The sequence below is a fragment of the Acidovorax sp. Q11 genome, from assembly GCF_054950075.1.
Genome location: NZ_JBUDZG010000045.1, coordinates 1 through 22,038 on the forward strand (window position 1 = coordinate 1; position 22,038 = coordinate 22,038).

Here is a 22,038-nt window from a genome sequence, read left to right on the forward strand (position 1 = left end):
GTTGCCACGTCTATCACTCCTGGTCTCCTGCTGCTCAACAAAGCAGCAGGTTAGGGTTAGTACGTGGGTCAGGTTTGGATGGAAATCCTGGGGGTTAGTGGGTCACTTCTGCGTGGAAATCAACACACCACAGCTTTGGCGCGGCTTGGCTGAGTATCCAGGCAGGATTGTTGGACGAGGGCACGGGGCCTGTCCTACAGCCTGTTCCATACGGCGCCACCGCACGGCTGGCGCTCACCTGCATCTCAACACTCGCACGAAGGCACCGAAGTCGTGAGGTAGATGTTGGCAGGCACGCATCAACGTTTCTATCCATGCTTGGCTACGACCTTCAAGGGCATCGCTACCGGATGTTGCGCAGGCAGATGCACGCCCTGGCTGCTTGTCGTTTGCAGCTCGGCATCCAGGGACGAACGATCAACAGTCTGCCCATTCATCAATTCGACGCCTGGCAACCTCGCTGGCTCGCTGGCGCCTCGCGATGGCCCGGCTTGCTTGTGCTGAGCACGGAGTTTTACGCCGACCTCATCGAGCACAGCGTTCCCCTAGATGGCCGGGCGTTGGCGACGCTCAAAGGGTCTGCGCTCGCGCTGGACACTTACACCTGGCTGGCCTATCGCCTTCATCAAATCCAAGGCAAGCCGGTCGAGATCACGTGGTCTGCGCTGATGCGACAGTTCGCCCACGATCCACGCGGGGCACACGCCGCCGAGACATTTCGCAAAGGATTTCTCCAGGCGCTACACAAGGTGCTGATGGTCTATCCAAAGGCAAAGGTCACCCGATACCCCGGTGGACTGGAGCTTCATGCTTCACCACCGCCTGTGGCACCAAAGGCCTTCGAGGTGAGCCCGTCGCTGCGGCCTCCGTGCCAAGGGAGGGCTGCATGAGCAGCCTTATCCCAGCCCTGAAGGCCAAGATGCTTCAAAGCACCAACCTTCTACAGCAGCTTGCGTCCGACCGCTCACGCATTGCCGCTCGCTCGCCCGACACGGAGCACGACTACCTGCGACTCGGGCAATCGCTGCTCACCCGAGCTAAGGTGGCGCAGGACGGGTTGATCGGCGTGGTGTCCGACACCCGACGCCCCTCCACGTTCCAGAAGCGCATGTCCGCCCTGCGGTTCACCCTGCAGCAAAGGCAGTTGGAATTGTTGGGCAGCATCATCGAGCCCGTTTCCGATGCCCAGGCACAAAGACACATCGCTGCGTTCGACGAACAAATCGCGTGCGTGCAGGCCCTGCTCGAACTTCGGCGAAGAGGCCTGGACGGTCTGCGAGCGCTACGCAACAGCAAACGGCGAGCCCTCAGTGGGCTTCCCCCTGACTGGCGCGTCCAACTCTGCAAGCGCGGCCGTGCGGGACGGTACGGCGCTGCCTTGCTGGTCGCCGCGCTGACGGGATGCCGCCCCAGCGAACTGGAGAGAGGCGTCAAGGTTTGGCAAACGCAGGATGCAGCGACGCAGGAGATCGAGATCCACTTTGAGGTCGCTGGTGCGAAGGTCAAACGGGAACAGGGGCAGCCGCATCGCCGCCTGACGTACGCGGCGGGAGACACGCATCCGTTGTTGTCGATGATCAAGGCGCTGTTGCCCGGCACGGCCGAGACCCCTGTCGTCGTTCAGGTCGCGAGCGCCGTGAACTTCTCTGCAGAGGTACAGCGCTTAGCTGGCTGCTTGTGGCCTTCGCACCCGGACACCGTGACGGCGTATTGCCTCAGGCACCAATGGGGGGCGGATGCCAAGCGTAACGGAGACGCAGACGCGGTCAGCCGGGGGCTGGGCCACCTATCCCGAAAGACTCAGAGGGTCTACGGCACCGCATCACAAGGCAAACCGGCGCATCTGCTGAAGCCACTGCGTATCGAGGCAGAGAGACCGGTCAAAGGCACAGCGCCTGAAGTGGCGCCTACCGATCCCGACGAACCGGAGTCCGCAAGCTGATCCGACAGGGCTAATTGGGGCAAACATCGAGTTATTGGGGCAATGAAGATCAAACATACCCCAATTTGCAGTAGTATTACCCCATTCTTCCCCGTCCGGATGCTGCTGCATGCAATCACTCTCGCCAGACTACCTCGCCAAGCTGCGCTTCGACGCGCAGCAGCTGGCGACCCTGCGCGCCCTGGGTGAGTACAGGGGCAAGCAGCAGCTCTTCGTGGCGCAGTCGCCGGAGGTCTTGAGCGATCTGCGGCAAGTGGCAGTGGTCGAGTCCACCGAGTCGTCGAACCGCCTGGAAGGCGTGGTCGTCGCCGCGCACCGGCTCAAGTCACTGGTGCTCAAGAATGCCACGCCGCAAAGCCGTTCCGAGCAAGAGGTGGCGGGCTACCGCGATGCCCTCGGTCTCATCCATGAGAGCGGCGAGCAGATGCCGTTTTCCGAAGGCACGGTCCTGCAGCTGCACGGCATGCTGTACCGCTACATGCCGCAACCAGGCGGGCACTGGAAGGCCACCAACAACGACATCGTCGAGCGCCACCCCGATGGCAGCTCACGCATCCGCTTTCGTCCGGTTGCCGCGCACCTCACGCCCATCGCGATGGCGGACCTGATCGCGCGCTACCGCTTGGCCTTGGATCAGCACTTGGCAGACCCCTTGGTGCTGGTGCCGCTGGCCATCCTCGACTTCCTGTGCATCCACCCCTTCCCGGATGGCAACGGCCGCATGGCACGTCTGCTCACCCTGCAGCTGCTCTATCACTTCGACTATGCGGTGGGCCGCTTCATCAGCCTGGAGCGCATCTTCGAAGAATCGAAGGAGAGCTACTACGAAACGCTGGAGGCCAGCTCCCAAGGCTGGCACGAGGCCACACACGACATCGCCCCGTGGCTCGATTACTTCTGGGGCGCTCTACTGCGTGCCTACAAGGAATTTGAAGAGCGCGTGGGCACCATCGAGCGCGGCCGGGGCGCCAAGGGCGACCGCGTTCGCTCCGAAATTCTCAAACGCCAACTGCCGTTCTCGATCTCGGAGATCGAGGAGGCATGCCCCGGCATCAGCCGCGACATGGTGCGCGTGATCCTTCGCGCCATGAAGGCCGAGGGGGTGATTGCCCCAACAGGAAAGGGACGTGGCGCGAAATGGTCCCAAGTCAAGGCGGAGGGGAAAACCTGATGCAACAGACGCTGACGCCATATCAAAGCCTGTACTACGCGTGGCTGCTGACCCGACGCGCGGCAGGCGACTCTGTCGAGTCGCTCGCCTCTACCTTGGTGGACTCGCAGGTTGACCTCAACCCCCATCAGGTTGAGGCGGCCTTGTTCGCCTGTGCAAATCCACTATCGCGCGGCGTCATCCTGGCCGATGAAGTAGGTCTCGGCAAAACCATCGAGGCGGGGCTGGTGATCTCCCAGCGCTGGGCTGAGCGCCGCCGTCGCATCCTGATCATCGTGCCCGCCAACCTGCGCAAGCAATGGCACCAGGAATTGCAAGACAAGTTCAACTTGCAGGGTGTTCTGCTGGAGGCCAAGAGCTACAACGCCCTTCGCAAGCAAGACCGCCGCAACCCGTTCCAAGGCGCAACAGGCCCCGTCATCTGCTCGTACCAGTTTGCCAAGGCCAAGGCCGATGACATCAAGGCCGTCGAGTGGGATCTGGTGGTTCTGGACGAAGCCCACCGCCTGCGCAATGTCTACAAGACCAGCAACGTCATCGCCAAGACGCTGAAGGAGGCGCTGGCGCACGTTCACTCGAAGGTGCTGCTGACCGCCACACCTCTGCAGAACTCGCTGCTGGAGCTTTACGGCCTTGTCAGCATGATCGACGACCGTGTGTTCGGTGACATCGACAGCTTCCGCTCGCAGTTCACCGCGCAGCCCCGTGAGCAGGCTTTCGCTGCGCTGCGCTCCAGGCTTGCGACCGTGTGCAAGCGAACGCTGCGCAGGCAAGTCCAGCAGTACGTGCCATATACGGCGAGGCGAGCCATGGTGGAGGAGTTCACCCCCTCGACTGAAGAGCGCGAACTCTCAAACTTGGTGGCCGACTACCTTCGCCGGCCCAACCTCAAAGCCCTGCCAGAAGGCCAGCGGCAGCTTATCTCGCTCGTACTGTGGAAGCTGCTGGCGTCGTCCACGCACGCAATTGCTGGCGCCCTGGAAACCATGGCCAAGCGCCTGGAAGGCGAGCTCGAAGAATCGCCCGATGTCCCCGATCTGGCTGAGGTACTCGACGACGATTACGAGTCACTCGACGAAACCGCAGACGAGTGGGATGGCAGCGCTGCGACTACAGACGCATCGCCAGCGGCCCAGCGCGACGCGGTTGCACAGGAGATCGCCGAGCTACGGCACTTCAAGACCCTGGCAACCAACATCCGCGAGAACGCCAAGGGCACCGCGCTGCTGACCGCCCTAGACAAGGCATTCGCCGAGCTTGAGCGTTTGGGAGCCGCCAAGAAGGCCATCATCTTCACCGAGTCCAAGCGCACTCAGGAGTACCTGCTCTCGCTTCTAGAAAAGACGCCCTACGGTGAAGGCATCGTGCTCTTCAACGGCACGAACAGCGATGCCCGTGCCCAAGCTGTCTACGCGGACTGGATCAAGCGCCACCAGGGCACCGACAAGATCACTGGCTCGCGCACGGCCGACACGCGCGCGGCCCTGGTGGAGCACTTCAAAGAGCGCGGCACGGTGATGATTGCCACCGAAGCAGGCGCTGAAGGCATCAACCTCCAGTTCTGCTCGCTGGTGATCAACTTTGACCTGCCATGGAACCCGCAACGGATCGAGCAGCGTATCGGTCGCTGCCATCGTTACGGACAGAAGTTTGACGTTGTGGTGGTCAACTTCGTTGACCGCAGCAATGAAGCCGACGCCCGCGTCTACGAGCTGCTGGATCAAAAGTTCCAACTCTTCGAAGGCGTGTTTGGTGCCAGCGACGAAGTTCTGGGCGCCATCGGGTCGGGCGTCGATTTCGAACGCCGCATTGCGGAGATCTACCAAAACTGTCGCGATCCTGAGGAGATCAAGACCAGCTTCGAGCAGCTGCAGCGCGACCTGTCCGGCGAGATCAACGAAGCCATGGTCAAAACGCGGCAGATCCTGCTTGAGAACTTCGATGAAGAGGTTCAGGACAAGCTGCGTGTACGAGCAGAAGCTAGTAGCGCGGCGCGAAGCAAGTACGAGCGCATGCTGCTGGACTTGACGCGAGCAGAGCTCACGGGACACGCAACATTCGATGAAGAAGGATTCGTCCTACAGCGACTCCCAAGCTCCGCACTTGCTGGTGTCGAGCTGGGACGGTACGAATTGCCCCGGAGATCAGGCGAATCGCATCTGTATCGGATCGGGCATCCACTCGCCGAGTGGGTAACAACCCAGGCCAAGTCCCGAAAGCTGCCGATGGCCAAACTGCTGTTTGACTACGGCGCCTACGGCACGCAGATCAGCACATTGAAGAACTATCGCGGCAAGTCTGGTTGGCTATCCGTGAGCCTGATCGCCGTGGAAGCGCTGGGCAACTTGGAAGAGCGGCTTGTCGTGGCCGCCGTCACCGTTGACGGTTCGCCACTGGCCGAAGACGACCCCTCAAAACTCCTGCGCCTACCCGTGAAGCTGGAAGGGCCGTGCGATGGCAATGCCCCGGTGTCCGAACTCGCCGAGGACAGTCTGGGCCGCAGGATGGACATCTTGCGTGAGATCAACCAGCGCAATCTGGGCTACTTCGAGCAAGAGGTCCAGAAGCTGGACGACTGGGCCGACGACCTCAAGCTGGGCATCGAGCAGGAGATCAAGGAGATCGACCGGCAGATCAAAGAAGTCCGGCGTACGGCAGCCAGTGCACCGACGCTGGACGAGAAGTTGTCGTGGCAAAAGAAACAACGTGAGCTTGAGAGTACGCGCACGAAGCTGCGTCGCGAACTCTTCAACAAACAAGATGAAATCGAGGCCCAGCGCAACGACATCATCAGTCAGTTAGAAGGCCAGCTCAAACAACAAGTCAAAGAGCAGCCCCTTTTCTGTATTCAATGGGAGCTAATCTAATGTCAAAAAGGGAGATCGCTAGAGGTTCAGTCTGGCGCCAGTGGGATCTGCACGTGCACACACCGGCGTCCTTCCACTGGACAGGCAAGAAGTTCGACGGAGACATGTCCTCTCCTGAGAACCGCACGCTGATCGACGAAATGATCGAGGCGATGAATGCCGCTGAGCCGGCCGTCTTCGCGATCATGGACTACTGGACGTTTGACGGATGGTTCGCGCTCAAGCGCCGACTGGCCGAACCTGGCGCACCCGCGCTGAAGAAGATCGTATTTCCAGGTATCGAACTGCGACTCTCCGCCCCGACGACCAAGCGTCTCAACGCACACGTCATCTTCGCCGAGACGATCCCAGACCACCATCTGCGCGAGTTCTTGTCTGACTTGAAGCTTGAGCGCACGGACAGGGCCGTGTCCAAAGAGTCCCTGATCGACTTGGCAAGAGGCACGGCTGAAGACATGCTCTTGAAGAAGGGGCACAAAAAGGCGGCAGTAGACGGGGACGACAAAGAAGCCTTGATGGCTGGGTACAAGCTGGCAGAGGTGAAGGCTGACAGCTACAAAGCCGCCATCAAGAAGGTTCCCGACGGACAAGCCATCGGATTCATGCCATTTGATACGAGTGATGGCCTGACAGAGGTGAAATGGGAGGACCACTATGCCTACTTCCTCGGTCTCCTTGAGTCGTCTCCCATCTTCGAGTCACGCAATGCCGAGCTCAGAACTGCATTCCTCTGCGAGGAAACGCCGAAGAACAAGGCTTGGATCGGCAACTTCAAGCATGGCCTCAAGAGCATCCCGAGGCTCGTTGTCTCCGGCAGCGATGCACACTGTTTCGTCGGCGTCGCGGGCGACAACGACCGACGTGGGTACGGCGACTTCCCTTCAGGCAAAAAGACCTGGATCAAAGCTGACCTGTCTTTCCATGGATTGAAGCAGGCGATCCTGGAACCGGCCAAGCGGTCGTTCATTGGAGAAAAACCACCCAAGCTCCAGGCCGTGGAGACCAGCAAGACTCACTTCATCGAGTCGATCGAAGTTACCAAGACGGGCAACAAGACTGGTATCGGCAACTGGTTGCACGGCTGCGATCTGCCTCTCAATCCGGACCTTGTTGCCATCATCGGAAACAAGGGCAGCGGCAAGAGCGCCCTGGCTGATGTGATTGCGACCCTTGGTCACTCCCGGCAAGCAAAGCACTTCAGTTTCCTCAAGCGCGACCGATTCCTAGGTAAGAGCGGAGATCCCGCACGTCATTTCACAGGCACCTTGACGTGGCAAGACGAGAGCACAGAGGCGCGGACGCTGGAGATTCTTCCCACAGATGACAAGCAGGAGCTGGTCAGATACATCCCTCAGAACTACTTCGAGGAGCTCTGCAACGATCACGTTTCTGGGAAGTCAGACGCGTTTGAGAAGGAGTTGCGGGCCGTCATCTTCTCGCATACCAGCGAGGCGATGCGTCTTGGTGCGCTCGATTTCGATCAGCTCACCGAACAGCAAGAACAAGCGCTGAGAAATCGACTGGGGGAGTTCCGCAAGGAGCTGAAGACCCTCAACGCCAGCATCGCTCGGATTGAAGACCAGCTCCAACCGATTGAGGAGAAGAAGCTGACGGACCAGTTGCTGGTCAAGACACGCGAGATCGACGAGCACCAGAAGAACAAGCCAGCGGAAGTTGCCCCGCCGCCTGAAACCCTGGAACCCGAGCAGAAGGAAGCCGCCGAAGCGCTTGCGGCCACGGCTCAGAAAATCGAAGCATCTACCAAGCGTACGCAGCAGATCCAGTCGGAACTCACCTCAATCGCCAAGAAGCAGAAGGCGATAGCCAATGCAAGGGAGCAGCTGCGACTACTCCAGCGCGCCTACGAGCAAGCCCAGCAACAGGTTGCTGAAGATCTCCAGCTTGCGGGCTTGATCTGGGCCGACGTGGCTAAGCTGGAGATCAAGACCAGTTTGCTAGATGAACGGTCTACTGCCCTCACTGCGGAGCAGTCGATTTTGCAGACCGAGGCTGGCACTTTGGCCAGCGCCCTCGGGACTCTCGAAGAAGAGAAGAAAGTACACGCGACCAAACTCAACGCCCGTCAACAGCAGTTCGAAACGTACCAACGCCAGCTCGCAGAATGGACTAAGAAGCTGGATGCTCTGACTGGCACACCGACTGACCCGGACACCAAGGTAGGCCTGGAAACCAGACTGGCCCAGATCAAAGAGTTGCCTGCCAAGCGCGTGGAACTGCAAGCAGCGCGACTTCAGCTGACGGCCGAAATCTTTGAATCCTTGGACGCCCAAAGGAAGGCGCGAGAAGAGCTCTTCAAGCCGGTGCAAGACTTGATCAAAGCGAATGACTTGATCCGCGAGGACTACCGGCTTCAGTTCCAGGCGACGCTGGCCGCTTCGGCCGAGGCCATCGCGGAACGTCTCTTTGCTTTGATCAAACAAACCTCAGGTGTGCTGCGCGGCCAAGACGAGGCTCTGTTGACGGTCAAGAAGCTGTTCGATGGCCACGACTTGAACGCCAAGCAAGGCGCCCTGGCCTTTGCGACTGCCTTGCATGAAACGCTTGAACAGGCGGCCAAGGGGCCTGGCGCTGAGATCGGTATTGCCAGCCTGCTGAAGAAGGACCAATCGGCAGTTTCGGTCTACGACTTGATTTTCGGGCTCGATTTTCTTGAGCCACGGTATTCACTGCTCTTCCAGGATACGCAGATTGAGCAACTGTCTCCCGGACAGCGCGGCGCGCTTTTGTTGATCTTCTATTTGCTGGTGGACAACGGCAAGACGCCCATCATCCTGGACCAGCCCGAAGAAAACCTGGACAACGAGACTGTTTTCCGTCTCTTGGTTCCGGTGCTATCTGAGGCCAAAAAGAAGCGCCAGATCATCATGGTCACGCACAACCCGAACCTGGCAGTGGTCTGTGACGCCGAGCAGATTATTCATGCATCGTTTGATCGAGCCTCGAATTGCAGCATCAATTACGTAGCTGGCTCATTGGAAAACCCGACGCTAAACAGCGCCGTTGTGACCGTGCTAGAAGGCACCAAGCCGGCATTCAACAATCGCTCAGGGAAGTACCACTGACATGCTGTTCTTGGCGCCCCCCAATATTTCCAAGCCGAGCGCTGGTACCAGAGGAAAAGATTGCCTCTTTGCCCAACCTCGCGATGCGAGCGCACGAGTTGAAGCAGCGCATTTTTCGTCGCTGATTGAGCGTTGACCTTATGGCAACAGCACCAATTCGCCCACTTGAACTAGACCTGCTGTGCCAGAAGCTGGACGCCGACTACACAGCACTCATCACGGGGACGGGCACAAGCCCAGAGTCCCGCCGCAGCAATTTCCTGTCCAAGGCGATTGCGGCGTTCGTACTTCATGAAGCCGCTGGCGCGACCTTGGAAGAGGCCGCCGCCGCGAGCATCGACGGCGGCCTGGACCACGGTATCGACTCGGTATTCGTGGCCAACGATCAGACCATCTGGCTTGTCCAGTCGAAGTACAAGGAGTCCGGCTCCGGCGAGCCCGAGCTTGGTGACGTGGCCAAGTTTCGGGATGGCGTCGCCGATCTCATCCAGGGACGCTGGGGCCGCTTCAACAACGCACTTCAGAACCGCAGCGGTGCAATTGCCAATGCATTGAACAGCGGCGTCTGCAAAGTCAAGGTGGTACTCGCTTACTCCGGTACGGCCGTGTCCGATGACAGAAGGGACATCTTTTCCGACCTGGAGCGTGCGTTCAACGGGCCGAATCCTGGATTCCTGCGCTGCCATGCTTACGGGCTCAGTACCCTTCACGATCTCCACTTGGACGGCATCTCGGCCCAAGCCATAGAAGCCGATGTCGAGCTGAAGGACTTCGGGCACACCCAGGCGCCTTACAGGGCGTTCTACGGCCGCATGGATGCCAAGCGTCTTGCAGAACTGTGGGTGCAGTACGAAGACCGCTTGGTTGACCGCAACATCAGACGCTTCAAAGGGACGACAACCGTCAACGCCGGTTTGACGGAGACCCTGCAACAGGAGGCGGAGCACTTCTTCTACTTCAACAACGGCGTCACGTTCCTTTGTGAGGCCATCAACGAGCAGCATCCCCGCGACCCCCATCGGGAGTCCGGAAGGTTTCGTGTCCGAGGGTTGTCCATCATCAACGGCGCCCAGACCGTGGGGGCCATCGCCAAAGAGCCGATAGCCCACTACGACGCGAATCCCGCCATGGTGATGGCGACGTTTGTGTGCCTGGACAACGCGCCTGACGGCTTTGGCGATCAGGTAACGCAGTCCCGGAACCGTCAAAACGCGGTTGACTTGGAAGACTTCGCCGCACTGGATGAGCGGCAAGCCATGTGGCAGCAGACGCTGCGGATGGCCGGTATCGAGTACATCGTCAAGCATGGTCAAGACGATGCGCCGGCATCCCCAACCAGTTTCAGCGCCCGAGAGCTGGCACCGTTTTTGGCCTGCACGGTCACGACGAGCGATTGGCAGGACTACCTGGTGGCTGCAAAGTCAGACAAGAAGCGGCTCTTCGGACGAGAGGGTCTCGTCCCTGCGACCGATCCGTTACGCCAGTCCTACGAGCGGCTGTTCGCGGATTCTCTGACGGCCAAGCAGATGTGGCGCATTGCTCAGATCGGCCGCACCGTCATCCGCAAGATTCGAGATCGAGCAAGTGCTGAGGGCGATCCTCAAGGCTTAGCGCCAGGCACGTTGCCCGCCAGAGAGGTGCTGGCCCATGGTGCGTGGATGGTGCTGCACGTGATCTTCATCCGGCTGCCAATGCACAACGGCGCCGAATTGAATCTCAGCGCAGACGAACTGACAGCACTCTCTCGCGAGATCGACTCGGTGGCAGATAGCTTGGTCTCCGTCGTTCAAGCAAACCAGTGGAACAAGCAAGCTCGCAGCATCTTTGAAAACAAAGCGGACTGTCGATCCGTGAAAGGCCGATTGATGGCGGCCTTGGCGCAGCAAAACCAGGGAGGAATTTAATTTTGAAAAGCAGCATCAAGAGTCAGTTCGACCGAACGAAAGTCCAGCAGCAGATCGTCGAACACACGCCGCACCCCATCGAATGGGAGTCCGTGTGATGGCTGCGCTTACTCCAAATTTTTTGAACATCTTGAGAGAAAAACTCAAGAATGAATTCGTTCCGCATCTACCTGAGCTCCTCGATAAAAAGCCCCCGCGTGAAGAGCAAGACAAGAAGCAGCTATCGAGAGCCTTTAGCGCCTTTGTGCTGCACAAGATGCTGGATATCGGAATTTCCGCGTCGGCGAAATCGGTCGTTGATGACTTTGACGACAATGGCATCGATGCGATCCACTACGCAAGCGACAAGAAGACTCTCTATCTGGTTCAGACGAAATTTCGCGAGCGAGAACAATTCAGCGAAGAAGACGCCATTAAGTTCAGAAATGGCGTGGAACTACTACTCGATCAAAAGTACAAGCGTTTCAATGCAAACGTTCAGCTTCGCAAAAATGATTTGGACAATGCATTTGACGAGGCAGACCATATCCAGTTGGTGATTGCCTATATCGGAACTGGGGTTTCTGAGCACGCAAAATCCGCACTAAAGGAACTTACTGAGGCAGAAGATCACCATGAATCCTGGCGAATTACGCCCCAGGTTGAAGAATATGGGCCCGGGAGGGTCCAAGCAGATCTTCTCGCAGAGCAGAGTGTTGGCGTTGTCAATGATTCGTTGAGCTTGAGCAAATGGCAGCATCTCGGAGGGAATCCTGATACGCACATCGGCATTGCGTTGATATCCGATTTGGTGGAGCTGCACAACAAGCATCAGAAGGCGCTATACGAACGCAACATTCGCTATTTCCTTGGCACAAGGACATCGGACGTCAATAAGTCAATCCAAGAAACCCTGCGAACTGCGCCTAATGAGTTCTTCTACCTGAATAACGGCATCACGGCGTTGGCAGATTTAATCGAACAGCCAAGAGGCACTCGGGCCACAAAGAGATTGAAACTGCGTGGACTTTCTGTCATCAATGGCGCGCAAACCATCTCGACATCTGCAGATTTCGTTGCACAGAACCCGGATTGCGACATATCGGCCGCCAAGGTCTTGGTGACAATAATCAAGGCCGATTCAGAAGGTAAATTCGGACGATCGGTGACACGTGCTCGCAATCACCAAAATCCTGTTTCGACTGGCAATTTTGCTTCGCTTGATCCTCTCCAGGAGAACTTGCGCAGAGAGCTAGCGTATCTCGGTTTCAGCTATCACTATCGGCCTGAAGCGACGCCTGTTAACGCAGAAAAATCGCCCAGCGCCATCACCATCGAGCAGGCCATGAAAGCCCTCGCTTTGTTCGAGGCCGATCCGAGATACGCGTTCTGGTTAAAGAACGAGGTTGCCAGGTTTCAGAATGCTGACTCCCCCGAGTACAAGACCTTGTTCTCGGCTTCTTTGTCCGGCGCTCAACTGGTAAATAAGATCATGTTCTTTCGGTTTGTTCGAGACGTGCTTGCAGCCAATTCAGCGGTTACTCGCGGAGCGGAAGGACTCTTCTACAAACACGGTATCTTCGTCGTCGCCAGCGTGCTAGCAAAAGCTTGTCGCAAGCTGATGGCGGGCCATGAGGTGATCGACGCAACACAACTGAACACGCTACTAAGCCCGACTCTCGACCAGTACCGTCAGCTCTGTTGGGAGCAAGCGGAATCGCAAGTTGGTCAAGGACGTAGCGTATTGACCTTCTTCCAGAATCAAGGCAACACCGTTAGGTTGCTGGACAAATGCATGGCCACAGCCTACGAGCTAGATGAAGCCGACGAATATAGGGCAGTAAAGGGTGTAGCACCAAAGAAGGAAGAGTTTCCATTGGAGCGCATCTTCCGGTACCTAACATCCCAAGCGCCACAGATTGAGGAAAAGAAATGAAGCAAAAGCTCGAACTGACTTGGATCGGGAAGGAAAAGCGCCCCAAGCTGGAGCCGCGAATCCTGCTAGAAGTCCCTGGCAATTCATACCACGCCAAGCATCGTGTGACGGAGGACGACATCTTCGATAACCGTTTGATCTTCGGGGATAATCTGCTCGCATTGAAGGCACTAGAGCAGGAGTTCACCGGTCGGGTCAGGTGCATCTACATCGACCCGCCCTACAACACCGGCTCTGCCTTTGCTCAGTATGAGGATGGCCTTGAGCACTCGATCTGGCTGGGGCTGATTCGTGAGCGTTTGGTCCTTCTACGCAATCTGCTGGCGGCAGATGGTAGTTGCTGGATTCAGCTGGACGACAACGAGGCTCAATACTGCAAGGTGCTCGCAGATGAAATCTTTGGCCGCGACAACTTCATCGCCAATGTGATCTGGAATAAGTCCTACGCGGTACGAAGCAACGCGCAGTTCTTCTCATCGGCACATGAGCACATTCTGGTTTACGCAAAGGATCGTACGCAGCTTCGGCTGAATCAATTTGGTCGATCAGCGAAGCAGAACGAGCGCTACAGCAATCCCGACGATGATCCAAGAGGACCTTGGCAGTCCGTCACGATGACAATTAGTCTCGTCGGTGGAGCACGCGGTAGACAGTACGCAAAAACCGGGGTTTCGGAGAATATCTTTGAGGTGACCTCGCCGAGCGGGAAGGTGTTTCTTCCTCCTCCGAATCGTTGCTGGAGTCGCAATCCAAGTGGCTTCAAGAAGTTGGATGCTGATGGTCGCGTCTACTGGGGACCAAGTGGAGAGAACGCCCCACGGCTCAAGATGTATCTGAGTGAAGCAGGTGAGGGTGTCATGCCAACCACGCTCTGGGCTGATGGCGCAGAGTTTGGTCACAACCAAGATGGCATTCGAGAATTGCGAGCCCTCGATATCGGTGACTTCCCAACACCCAAGCCGGAAAAGCTGATTTCGCAAGTCATCTCGCTGGCGAGCGACCCCGGCGACATAGTGCTCGACTCCTTTGCCGGTTCTGGAACAACTGGCGCCGTTGCCCACAAGATGGGGCGCCGATGGATCATGGTCGAACTGGGTGAACATTGCCAAACTCACATCATTCCGCGCCTTCGAAAGGTCATTGATGGGGAGGATGGCGGCGGCGTTACCGAAAGCTCAGGGTGGGAAGGTGGCGGCGGGTTCCGTTACTACCGCCTCGCCCCCAGCTTGATCGTCAACGACCGCTGGGGCAATCCGGTCATCAACCCCGAATACAACGCCGCGCAACTTGCCGAAGCGCTCGCCAAGCTGGAGGGGTTCACCTATGCCCCATCGGAAGTGCAGTGGTGGAAGCACGGCCACTCCAGCGAGCGGGACTTCATTTATGTCACAACCCAAAACCTGTCGGCTGAGCAACTGCAATCGCTGTCGGATGAAGTTGGCAGCGATCAGAGCCTGCTGGTCTGCTGCGGGGCATTCCATGGCATCACTGCTGCTAAGGCATCCGAGCGCTGGCCGAACCTGACGCTCAAGAAGATTCCTAAGATGGTGCTGGCCCGCTGCGAGTGGGGCCACGACGACTACAGCCTCAACGTCGCCAATCTGCCAATCGCCGAGACGACAGAGCCTGCCGAAGAGCACGAGCCTGCAACTGGCGCTGCCACACGCAAAACCAAGAAATCCGCTGCCACGAATGCGGGGCAAGGCGGTCTGTTCGGGGAGAACGAAGAATGAATGCACGCGTCCAGAACGCCGTCACAGGCCGACTGTCTCTGCGCCCGCCGCAAGCCGAGTCCCTTGCGAAGCTCGTGCGCGCCATCGAGGCCGCACCGGAGCTGCTCGGCCACGACCAGAACGTGGCGGCCATCCTTGCCACGCTGAAGGCGGAATTCCCGACGTTGGAGGACTTTGAACGCGAGTTCCCCTCGCTGTGCTTCTCGCTGGCCACCGGCGTGGGCAAGACACGGCTGATGGGCGCGTTCATTGCCTACCTGCACCTGGCGCATGGCATCAACAACTTCTTCGTGCTAGCACCCAACCTGACGATCTACAACAAGCTGATCACCGACTTCACGCGCAATACGCCCAAGTACGTGTTCAAGGGAATCGCCGAGTTCGCTCAGCAGCCGCCCTTGATCATCACGGGCGACAACTACGACCAAACCGGTGCGGTGGTTCAGGACCAGACGATGGGCTTTGCCCACGACGTGCGCATCAACATCTTCAACATCTCCAAGATCAACTCCGAGGTGCGTGGCGGCAAGGAGCCCCGCATCAAGCGCATGCGGGAGGTGCTGGGAGACAGCTACTTCAACCACCTGGCCAGCCTGGACGACCTGGTGCTGTTGATGGACGAGTCGCACCGCTACCGGGCCAGTGCGGGGGTGCGGTCCATCAACGAACTGAAGCCCTTGTTTGGCCTTGAGGTGACGGCAACCCCGTTCGTGGAATCCACGCGAGGCCCTGTGCCGTTCAAGAACGTGGTGATGGACTACCCACTGGCGCGGGCGATGGAAGACGGTTTTGTCAAAGAGCCAGCAGCCGTGACCCAGCGCAATTTCGACGCCAGGGCGCACTCGGCAGAAGAGATCGAGAAGATCAAGCTGGAAGATGGCGTTCGCCTTCACGAAACCACCAAGGTCGAGCTGCTGACCTATGCCCGTGAGAATGGCGTGAAGGTGGTCAAACCCTTCATGCTCGTGATCGCACGGGACACCACGCATGCCTCGCAGCTGAAGACGCTGATTGAGTCATCGGCCTTCTACGAAGGGCGCTATGCGGACAAGGTAATTCAGGTGGACTCCAGCCGTACGGGGGCCGAAGAGGAGGAGATGATTTCCAAGCTCCTGGCGGTTGAAAGCGTGGACGAACCCACCGAGATCGTCATCCACGTCAACATGCTCAAAGAGGGCTGGGACGTGACGAACCTCTACACCATCGTGCCCCTGCGTGCGGCCAACGCGCGCACGCTGATCGAGCAATCCATCGGTCGCGGCTTGCGCCTGCCCTACGGCAAACGCACGGGTGTTGCTACGGTGGACCGCTTGAACATCGTGGCCCACGACAAGTTCCAAGAGATCATCGACGAGGCGAACCGAGGCGACTCACCGATCCGCCTGAAGCAGGTGATCCTGGAGGCACCAAGCGCTGACGACAAGAAGGTGAGCGTGCAGGTCAGCTCAGGCGCAATGGCGCGGCTGGGCCTTGCAGAGCCCCCGCCCGTGGCCACCAGTGCTGTCAGCACGGGGGCGGCACCGGCCACCGCGCCTGCCCCCGTGTTCACCACAGAGCGCGAGCGCCAAGCCGCTCGCGTGGTGATGGATGTGATCGGCAAGTACGAGGTGAGGCGTGACCTCGTGCCGACGAGCAATGCGCTGCTCACCCCCGAGGTGCAATCGGCCATCCTGGCTGAAGTGACAGAGCGACTGAAGCCTGCCCAGGGGGAGTTGCTGGCTGAAGCGGACGATGCCGCACCGGCTCTTGATTTGTCGGCTGTCGTGTCCAAGACCACGGAGATCGTGGTTCAGCAAAGCATCGACATTCCCCGAATAGCAGTGGTGCCTACCGGGGAGGTCACCACTGGCTTCCACCCGTTCAAGCTGGGCTCACTGCCCAACTTTCAGCCGGGTCAACGGGAGATCGTCGTTCAAGAGCTGCGAACGAACCGTCAATCCACCTTGGGCCGTGAGGCGGGCATCAGGGAGCAGCGCTTCGAGGACTACATCGTCAAGAAGCTGATCGACTATGACGACATCGACTACTTCACGCAGGCCGAGTTGCTCTACGACTTGGCCGGTCAGGCAGTAGCCCACTATCAGGCGCAGAACTACTCGGAAAACGAGCTGCATGAAGTGTTCGACACCTATGGTGCAGAGCTGGCCCGCCTGATCCGGGCCGAGATGATGACCCACTTCTGGGAAGAGGCCACCGACTACGAGGTGCAGGTCAGCCGAGGTTTCACAGAACTCAAACCGTGCAACTACACGGCGGTCGCCGGGCAGACGGCACATAACTACCGTGAAACGGTGACCGAGCTGAGCAAGATCAAGCAGATGTTGTTCGGCGGTTTCTCGCGCTGCCTCTACCCACTGCAAAAGTTTGACTCGGACACTGAGCGGCGCTTCGCGGTCATCCTGGAACGCGATGCTTTGAAGTGGTTCAAGCCCGCCAAAGGGCAGTTCCAGATTTACTACAAGCTGGGCAGTGAGCAGCCGGAATACATCCCCGACTTCGTGGCGGAGACCGACTCGATGATCCTCATGGTGGAGACCAAGAAGCGGGACGACTTGAGCTCGGACGAGGTGACGTCAAAGGCCGCCGCCGCTGTTCGCTGGTGCTCGCACGCGTCAGCTCATGCGGCCACGGTAGGCAGCAAGCCGTGGCGCTACCTGCTGGTGCCGCACGATGAAATCAAGGAGTCGGACCGACTGACCGCCTTCCTGCGATTCGAGCGAAAGGCTTGAGGGAGATACAGAACCTACGAGCAGGCGCCGCGAAAAAAGAACCCCTCAGCGGCGCACTCGCTCGAAAGCGAGAACACCGAGAGGGGCCGTGTTGCGTGCGATTGTGAGGCGCCGACAGCGCAGGGTCAACGTAGGCCGTGATGCGGTAGTGCCGTGAATCGGCATCGCAATCGTCCAAGCAATGGCTTTGACGCATCGGGATGACGAAGGGAGAAAAAATGACAGAACAGACCAGCAACCAATCGTCCGGTACAACGTGGTTCGTCGGAGCCAGCTTCGGTCACACCGATGACCAGAGCGCCCGCTTCCTCGAAGAAGGCATCTGGGAGATCAGCAGCCCCAGCCAGAAGGAGCAGGCGCTGGTTCGCTCCATGCGGCCTGGTGAGCGCATTGCCATCAAGGCCGCGTATGTGCGCAAGCACGGTCTGCCTTTCGACAACCGTCAGCAGACGGTGTCTGTCATGGGCATCAAGGCCATCGGCGTCATCACAGAGAACCCACAGGACGGTGAACGCGTCAAAGTGCAGTGGCAGCCCGCCGATGGCGTGCGCGAGTGGTACTTCTACACCTACCGCCCCACCATCTGGCGCGTTGTGCCCGGCGAATGGAATGCGGATGCGCTGATCGAGTTCGCATTCAACGGCAAGCCCCAAGACATCGAGCGATTCCGCAACGCGCCGTACTGGAAGGACCGCTTCGGCACCCTGTTCCAGTGGGCGGACTTCTACGAGGCCATCGCCGAGAAGCTGCTGGCCTACGCAAGCAACCGAGTGCCGCTCATTCAAGGCATCCACCAGATTGCTCAGCGTGTGCAGGGCCTGGGCTATCTGCAGGACAAATTCCCAGATGGAAGCAGCGGCCCGCTGCAGGACATCTGCCCGTTCACAGTCATGGGCACGTTCAACCGAGGCATGACGGACGCCAACCGCAAGCTGATTGCGGCAGAGCTGGCGAAGCTGCTTGGCGTCACTGTGCCTGTGCCCGCGACGTTCGAAGGCATCCCCGTGCTCAACAACCAGCGCTCCTGGTTCTTCCGCTACGCGGACAAGCGAGGGGCGGGAGACATTGATGCCTTATGGCGCGTCTTTGCCGCAGCGCAGGCGCTGGTTGAAGACGACGGGCCGGGCACCCGCGACGAGTTCATCGAGGCCTATGACGCCGCAACCCAGGTCTGGGGTGTGGCGTGGAATCTGTCAACTGGCTTGTATTGGGCTGCCCCCTGGGAGTTTCCGACGCTGGACAGCCAGTCGCGGCACTACATCCAGAAGCGCCTGGGCGTTCCGATCACCACCCCAGCGCCGCAAGCGCCATGTGATGCGGCCACGTATTTGCAACTTGCCGACGACCTGCGCACGCGGTTCGCGGAGGAAGACTACCCCGTGCACAGCTTCCCGGAGTTGTCGCTGGCATCGTGGCAGTTCAAGGATGCGACGCCTGCGCCTCAGGAGGGCGAAGTCACGCCGGACATGGCCGACGATGACTCAGGCGATGAGCTTGCAGCCGAAGTCGTCCAGTCTCAGGCCCCCATCGTTCCCTACTCTCTCGCCGACATCACACGTGACGGCTGCTTCATGTCGGAGCCAGAGCTTGAGCAGCTACTGGACCGGCTGCGCACCAAGAAGAATCTGATCCTGCAAGGGCCACCCGGCACCGGCAAGACATGGCTGGCCAAGCGACTGGCCTTTGCCTTGATGGGGCAAAAGGACGAGAGCAAGGTGAGAGCCGTCCAGTTCCACCCGAATCTTTCGTACGAGGACTTCGTGCGCGGCTGGCGGCCTACTGGTGAAGGCAAGCTGACGCTTGCCGATGGCGTCTTCATGGAGGCGATCAAGGCTGCGAAGAAGGAGCCCGCAGCCAAGTTCGTCGTCGTCATCGAGGAGATCAACCGAGGCAATCCGGCCCAGGTGTTCGGTGAATTGCTGACGCTGCTGGAGGCAGGCAAGCGCACCCCCAGCGAGGCGTTGGAGCTGTGCTACCCGGATGCTGACGGCGTCCGGCGGCCGGTCCACATCCCCGAGAACCTTCATGTCGTCGGCACCATGAACATCGCGGATCGGTCTTTGGCGCTGGTCGATCTGGCGTTGCGGCGCCGCTTTGCGTTTGTAAGCCTTGAGCCGCGCCTCGGCCCAGCATGGCGGAACTGGGTGGTTTCAGCCTGCGGTGTGGATGAAGCACTGGCGTCAGACATTGAGCGACGCATGGCCGAGCTGAACGAGCAGATTGCAGCGGATGCACGCTTGGGCAAGCAGTTCCGAATCGGTCACAGCTATGTCACGCCCGTGCATCGGCTGGATGCGGGCAGCACCCGGCGATGGTTCCAGCAAGTCGTGGACACAGAAATCGGCCCCCTGCTGGAAGAGTATTGGTTTGACTCCCCTGAGGAGGCACGTCAGGCCACCTCACGGTTGCTGCAGGGCTGGTGATGGGTCTGATCGCGGCACCGATTTCCGCCGAATCTGGGTTCGCGCCCGGATTCGTGGGGCGCATTCCAGTCCGGAACCTGTGGCTGTTGACGCTGTATGCGTCGGACCTGTTTCGGACTCGCGGCACCGCCCATGTGGCGGTCGAAGAATGCCCAGATGAGTTGCCAGATCTGGTGGCAGAAATTTTGGCTCATGCCGTTGAGACTCGGCTACACCGTCAGCTGAGCCTGGGCTACCGATCTCGGGAAGAGTGGCTCGGCCGCGTTCGCGGGCGCATCGATGTGCTGACCACTGAGCGGCGCCAGTTGCTGGATCGCGGCTTGGTGGCCTGCCGCTTTGCAGAGCTCACCATCGACACGCCACGGAATCGTTTCGTCCGCGCTGCATTGGAGTCCGTCGCCCGCTTGGTCAAGAAGCCAGTTGTCGCCCATCGGTGCCGATCTCTTGCTGCTGCGATGTGGTCCCGAGGCGTCGCAGGCCAGCCGCCGACCCGCGCCCAGATGAGCGCTGATCGATTCGGACGCCATGATGCGGACGACCAGTTCATGGTGGCAGCAGCCAAGCTTGCCTATGACCTGGCGCTACCCACGGAATCCGCAGGCGGCAACGTGCTGGCGATGCCTGGCCGGGAGGAGGCTTGGATTCGTCGTCTGTTTGAGCGCGCCATTGGCGGCTTGTATGCCGTGGTGCTCAGTCCACTCGGGTGGCATGTTCGTTGCGGCGCCACGCTGCAGTGGCAAATTTCGTCCAAGACGGAAGGTATTGATGACATCTTGCCTGCCATGCGGACCGACGTGGTGCTCGACCATGGTGGCTCGGGGCGACGTATCGTCATCGACACCAAGTTCACCTCCATCGTCACGGCTGGGTGGTATCGAGAGCAAAGCCTGCGCAGCGGCTACATCTACCAGATGTATGCCTATCTGAGGTCACAGGTCGGCTGTGGCGATGCACTGGCAGACTCGGCAAGCGGCCTGTTGTTGCACCCCGCCGTTGGAACGAGGGTCGATGAGACAGTCGTCATCCAGGGTCATCCGCTCCGCTTTGCGACCGTGGACTTGGCAGCGAAACCTGCAGAGATTCGTGCGCAGTTGCTGAAGTGCGTCGAGGTGCCATGCTGACGCGCTCCTGGCCGCTCCCCTCCTTGAGTCGCCACACTGCTGGGCGACATGACGCCACACTGCGTGGCGGGGTGTCAGCACACTGCTGCCACATTGGGCGGAGACCTCTTGACACTGAGTTCACACATGGCCCCCACCTGTTTCACACAAAGCAGGCACCGGTCTTCGCGCAAGGGTTGGCACTGTCTGTCGCACATTTATGTTGGACGCACGTTTGCAAGCAGGCTGTCCCCATCGCATTCGGCACATTCTTTGAGTTCGCTTCTTCGAGCTCAAAGAATGTGGCCGCTGGGCGCCAAACCGACAGGTTTGGTGGGCAGCGGCAGCTGGGGGCAGTGCAGGAGAAAGATGCGTCCAGATCAGGCAACAGGTTGAATCCTTGCTGCGGCCACGGGCCGGTGTGCCGCCATGCGCGGCTGTGGGCGACACCAAATGGTCTGGAGTCGCGCACCGAGCACGCTGCTCGCCATCGCGGGAGTTTGAGCTGACATGGCCAACCCGCGTTCGTTGATCTATGCGCTTTACGTTCACTGGGACACCGTCGAAGTCTTGGTGAGGCTGTCCCGCGAGTTTGCGGTGCTCACCACCGAACAAGTGCTCGGCTGCATCGCGAAGGTGGCTCCGCAGATGGATGCCGAGGCCCAGGGAGCAGCCCTGCGCGCCATGGTGAATGCAGACATCCTCCAACCCTGCGCACGAAGCAGCGACCTGCAGCTCAATGCCTACGTGCTGGACTTCGTGCGCGGGCTGACTCGCGAGCACGAGCTCGGTCTGGCTGCCGTGCTTCAAGCACGCGTTGCCGCCATCCGCGAGGCCACGGAGGGCCTCAACGAGGGCATGCAAGCTGCCGACATGGATCGGGCGCGGGGGGCGGCCAACAAGCTCGCTGAGCTCTTCCGCCAGATCAGCTTGCAACTAAATCAAGACCGCCACGCACTGCTGGAACTCGCCGAAGACGCCAAGAGCGCCGACGCCAGCATGCCCATCGCCCAGCGCTACCGGCGTGTGCTGGAGGCCTATGACTGTTGGCGCCGATTGAATCTTGACAGTGTGTGCCGATCCAACTTTGATAGGGGGCGTGTAGCCAGCGTTGGTTAGGCTGGCTGTGGATAACTATAGCCTCCTACTGGGCTTGCACCTCCAGGCTGGT

The 22,038-nt window shown here is 59.3% G+C and carries 12 protein-coding genes; all 12 read left to right on the plus strand.

Annotated elements, in window-relative coordinates:
• The first annotated feature begins 170 nt into the window (after positions 1–170).
• Complete coding sequence (locus tag ACYZGB_RS21405; RefSeq protein WP_462390909.1) at positions 171–890, plus strand: replication protein RepA; 720 nt, start codon at positions 171–173, stop codon at positions 888–890.
• Positions 887–1,942, plus strand: a complete 1,056-nt coding sequence (locus tag ACYZGB_RS21410; protein ID WP_462390910.1) for an integrase — start codon at positions 887–889, stop codon at positions 1,940–1,942. The genes ACYZGB_RS21405 and ACYZGB_RS21410 overlap by 4 nt, the downstream gene beginning before the upstream one ends.
• A 109-nt stretch (positions 1,943–2,051) precedes the next feature.
• Positions 2,052–3,113 (plus strand): Fic family protein, encoded by a 1,062-nt coding sequence (locus ACYZGB_RS21415; RefSeq protein ID WP_462390911.1) that lies wholly within the window; start codon positions 2,052–2,054, stop codon positions 3,111–3,113.
• A complete protein-coding gene (locus ACYZGB_RS21420; protein ID WP_462390912.1) occupies positions 3,113–5,980 on the plus strand; it encodes an SNF2-related protein in 2,868 nt (955 codons plus the stop codon). The genes ACYZGB_RS21415 and ACYZGB_RS21420 overlap by 1 nt, the downstream gene beginning before the upstream one ends.
• Positions 5,980–9,063 (plus strand): TrlF family AAA-like ATPase, encoded by a 3,084-nt coding sequence (locus tag ACYZGB_RS21425; protein WP_462390913.1) that lies wholly within the window; start codon positions 5,980–5,982, stop codon positions 9,061–9,063. Before ACYZGB_RS21420 ends, ACYZGB_RS21425 begins: the two co-directional genes overlap by 1 nt.
• Positions 9,064–9,203: 140 nt before the next feature.
• Positions 9,204–10,967 carry an AIPR family protein gene (locus ACYZGB_RS21430; protein ID WP_462390915.1) on the plus strand — a complete coding sequence of 588 codons (1,764 nt, stop codon included), beginning with the start codon at positions 9,204–9,206 and terminating at the stop codon, positions 10,965–10,967.
• Between the two features lie 97 nt (positions 10,968–11,064).
• Positions 11,065–12,882 (plus strand): AIPR family protein, encoded by a 1,818-nt coding sequence (locus tag ACYZGB_RS21435; RefSeq protein ID WP_462390917.1) that lies wholly within the window; start codon positions 11,065–11,067, stop codon positions 12,880–12,882.
• Positions 12,879–14,615 (plus strand): site-specific DNA-methyltransferase, encoded by a 1,737-nt coding sequence (locus tag ACYZGB_RS21440; protein ID WP_462390919.1) that lies wholly within the window; start codon positions 12,879–12,881, stop codon positions 14,613–14,615. Before ACYZGB_RS21435 ends, ACYZGB_RS21440 begins: the two co-directional genes overlap by 4 nt.
• Positions 14,612–17,344, plus strand: coding sequence for a DEAD/DEAH box helicase (locus tag ACYZGB_RS21445; RefSeq protein ID WP_462390920.1), 2,733 nt, complete (start codon positions 14,612–14,614; stop codon positions 17,342–17,344). The genes ACYZGB_RS21440 and ACYZGB_RS21445 overlap by 4 nt, the downstream gene beginning before the upstream one ends.
• Before the next feature lie 218 nt (positions 17,345–17,562).
• Entirely contained in the window at positions 17,563–19,767 is a 2,205-nt protein-coding gene (locus ACYZGB_RS21450) for an McrB family protein (RefSeq protein ID WP_462390921.1), read from the plus strand.
• Positions 19,767–20,888, plus strand: a complete 1,122-nt coding sequence (gene mcrC / locus ACYZGB_RS21455; protein ID WP_462390923.1) for a 5-methylcytosine-specific restriction endonuclease system specificity protein McrC — start codon at positions 19,767–19,769, stop codon at positions 20,886–20,888. The genes ACYZGB_RS21450 and mcrC overlap by 1 nt, the downstream gene beginning before the upstream one ends.
• Before the next feature lie 489 nt (positions 20,889–21,377).
• Entirely contained in the window at positions 21,378–21,986 is a 609-nt protein-coding gene (locus ACYZGB_RS21460; protein WP_462390924.1) for a hypothetical protein, read from the plus strand.
• Positions 21,987–22,038 lie beyond the last annotated feature (52 nt).

What these genes read in the sequence shown, in the direction of transcription:
- ACYZGB_RS21410 (WP_462390910.1), top strand. Translation starts at nt 887, where the DNA reads ATGAGCAGCCTTATCCCAGCCCTGAAGGCCAAGATGCTTCAAAGCACC.
- ACYZGB_RS21415 (WP_462390911.1), top strand. Translation starts at nt 2,052, where the DNA reads ATGCAATCACTCTCGCCAGACTACCTCGCCAAGCTGCGCTTCGACGCG.
- ACYZGB_RS21420 (WP_462390912.1), top strand. Translation starts at nt 3,113, where the DNA reads ATGCAACAGACGCTGACGCCATATCAAAGCCTGTACTACGCGTGGCTG.
- ACYZGB_RS21425 (WP_462390913.1), top strand. Translation starts at nt 5,980, where the DNA reads ATGTCAAAAAGGGAGATCGCTAGAGGTTCAGTCTGGCGCCAGTGGGAT.
- ACYZGB_RS21430 (WP_462390915.1), top strand. Translation starts at nt 9,204, where the DNA reads ATGGCAACAGCACCAATTCGCCCACTTGAACTAGACCTGCTGTGCCAG.
- ACYZGB_RS21435 (WP_462390917.1), top strand. Translation starts at nt 11,065, where the DNA reads ATGGCTGCGCTTACTCCAAATTTTTTGAACATCTTGAGAGAAAAACTC.
- ACYZGB_RS21440 (WP_462390919.1), top strand. Translation starts at nt 12,879, where the DNA reads ATGAAGCAAAAGCTCGAACTGACTTGGATCGGGAAGGAAAAGCGCCCC.
- ACYZGB_RS21445 (WP_462390920.1), top strand. Translation starts at nt 14,612, where the DNA reads ATGAATGCACGCGTCCAGAACGCCGTCACAGGCCGACTGTCTCTGCGC.
- ACYZGB_RS21450 (WP_462390921.1), top strand. Translation starts at nt 17,563, where the DNA reads ATGACAGAACAGACCAGCAACCAATCGTCCGGTACAACGTGGTTCGTC.
- mcrC (WP_462390923.1), top strand. Translation starts at nt 19,767, where the DNA reads ATGGGTCTGATCGCGGCACCGATTTCCGCCGAATCTGGGTTCGCGCCC.
- ACYZGB_RS21460 (WP_462390924.1), top strand. Translation starts at nt 21,378, where the DNA reads ATGGCCAACCCGCGTTCGTTGATCTATGCGCTTTACGTTCACTGGGAC.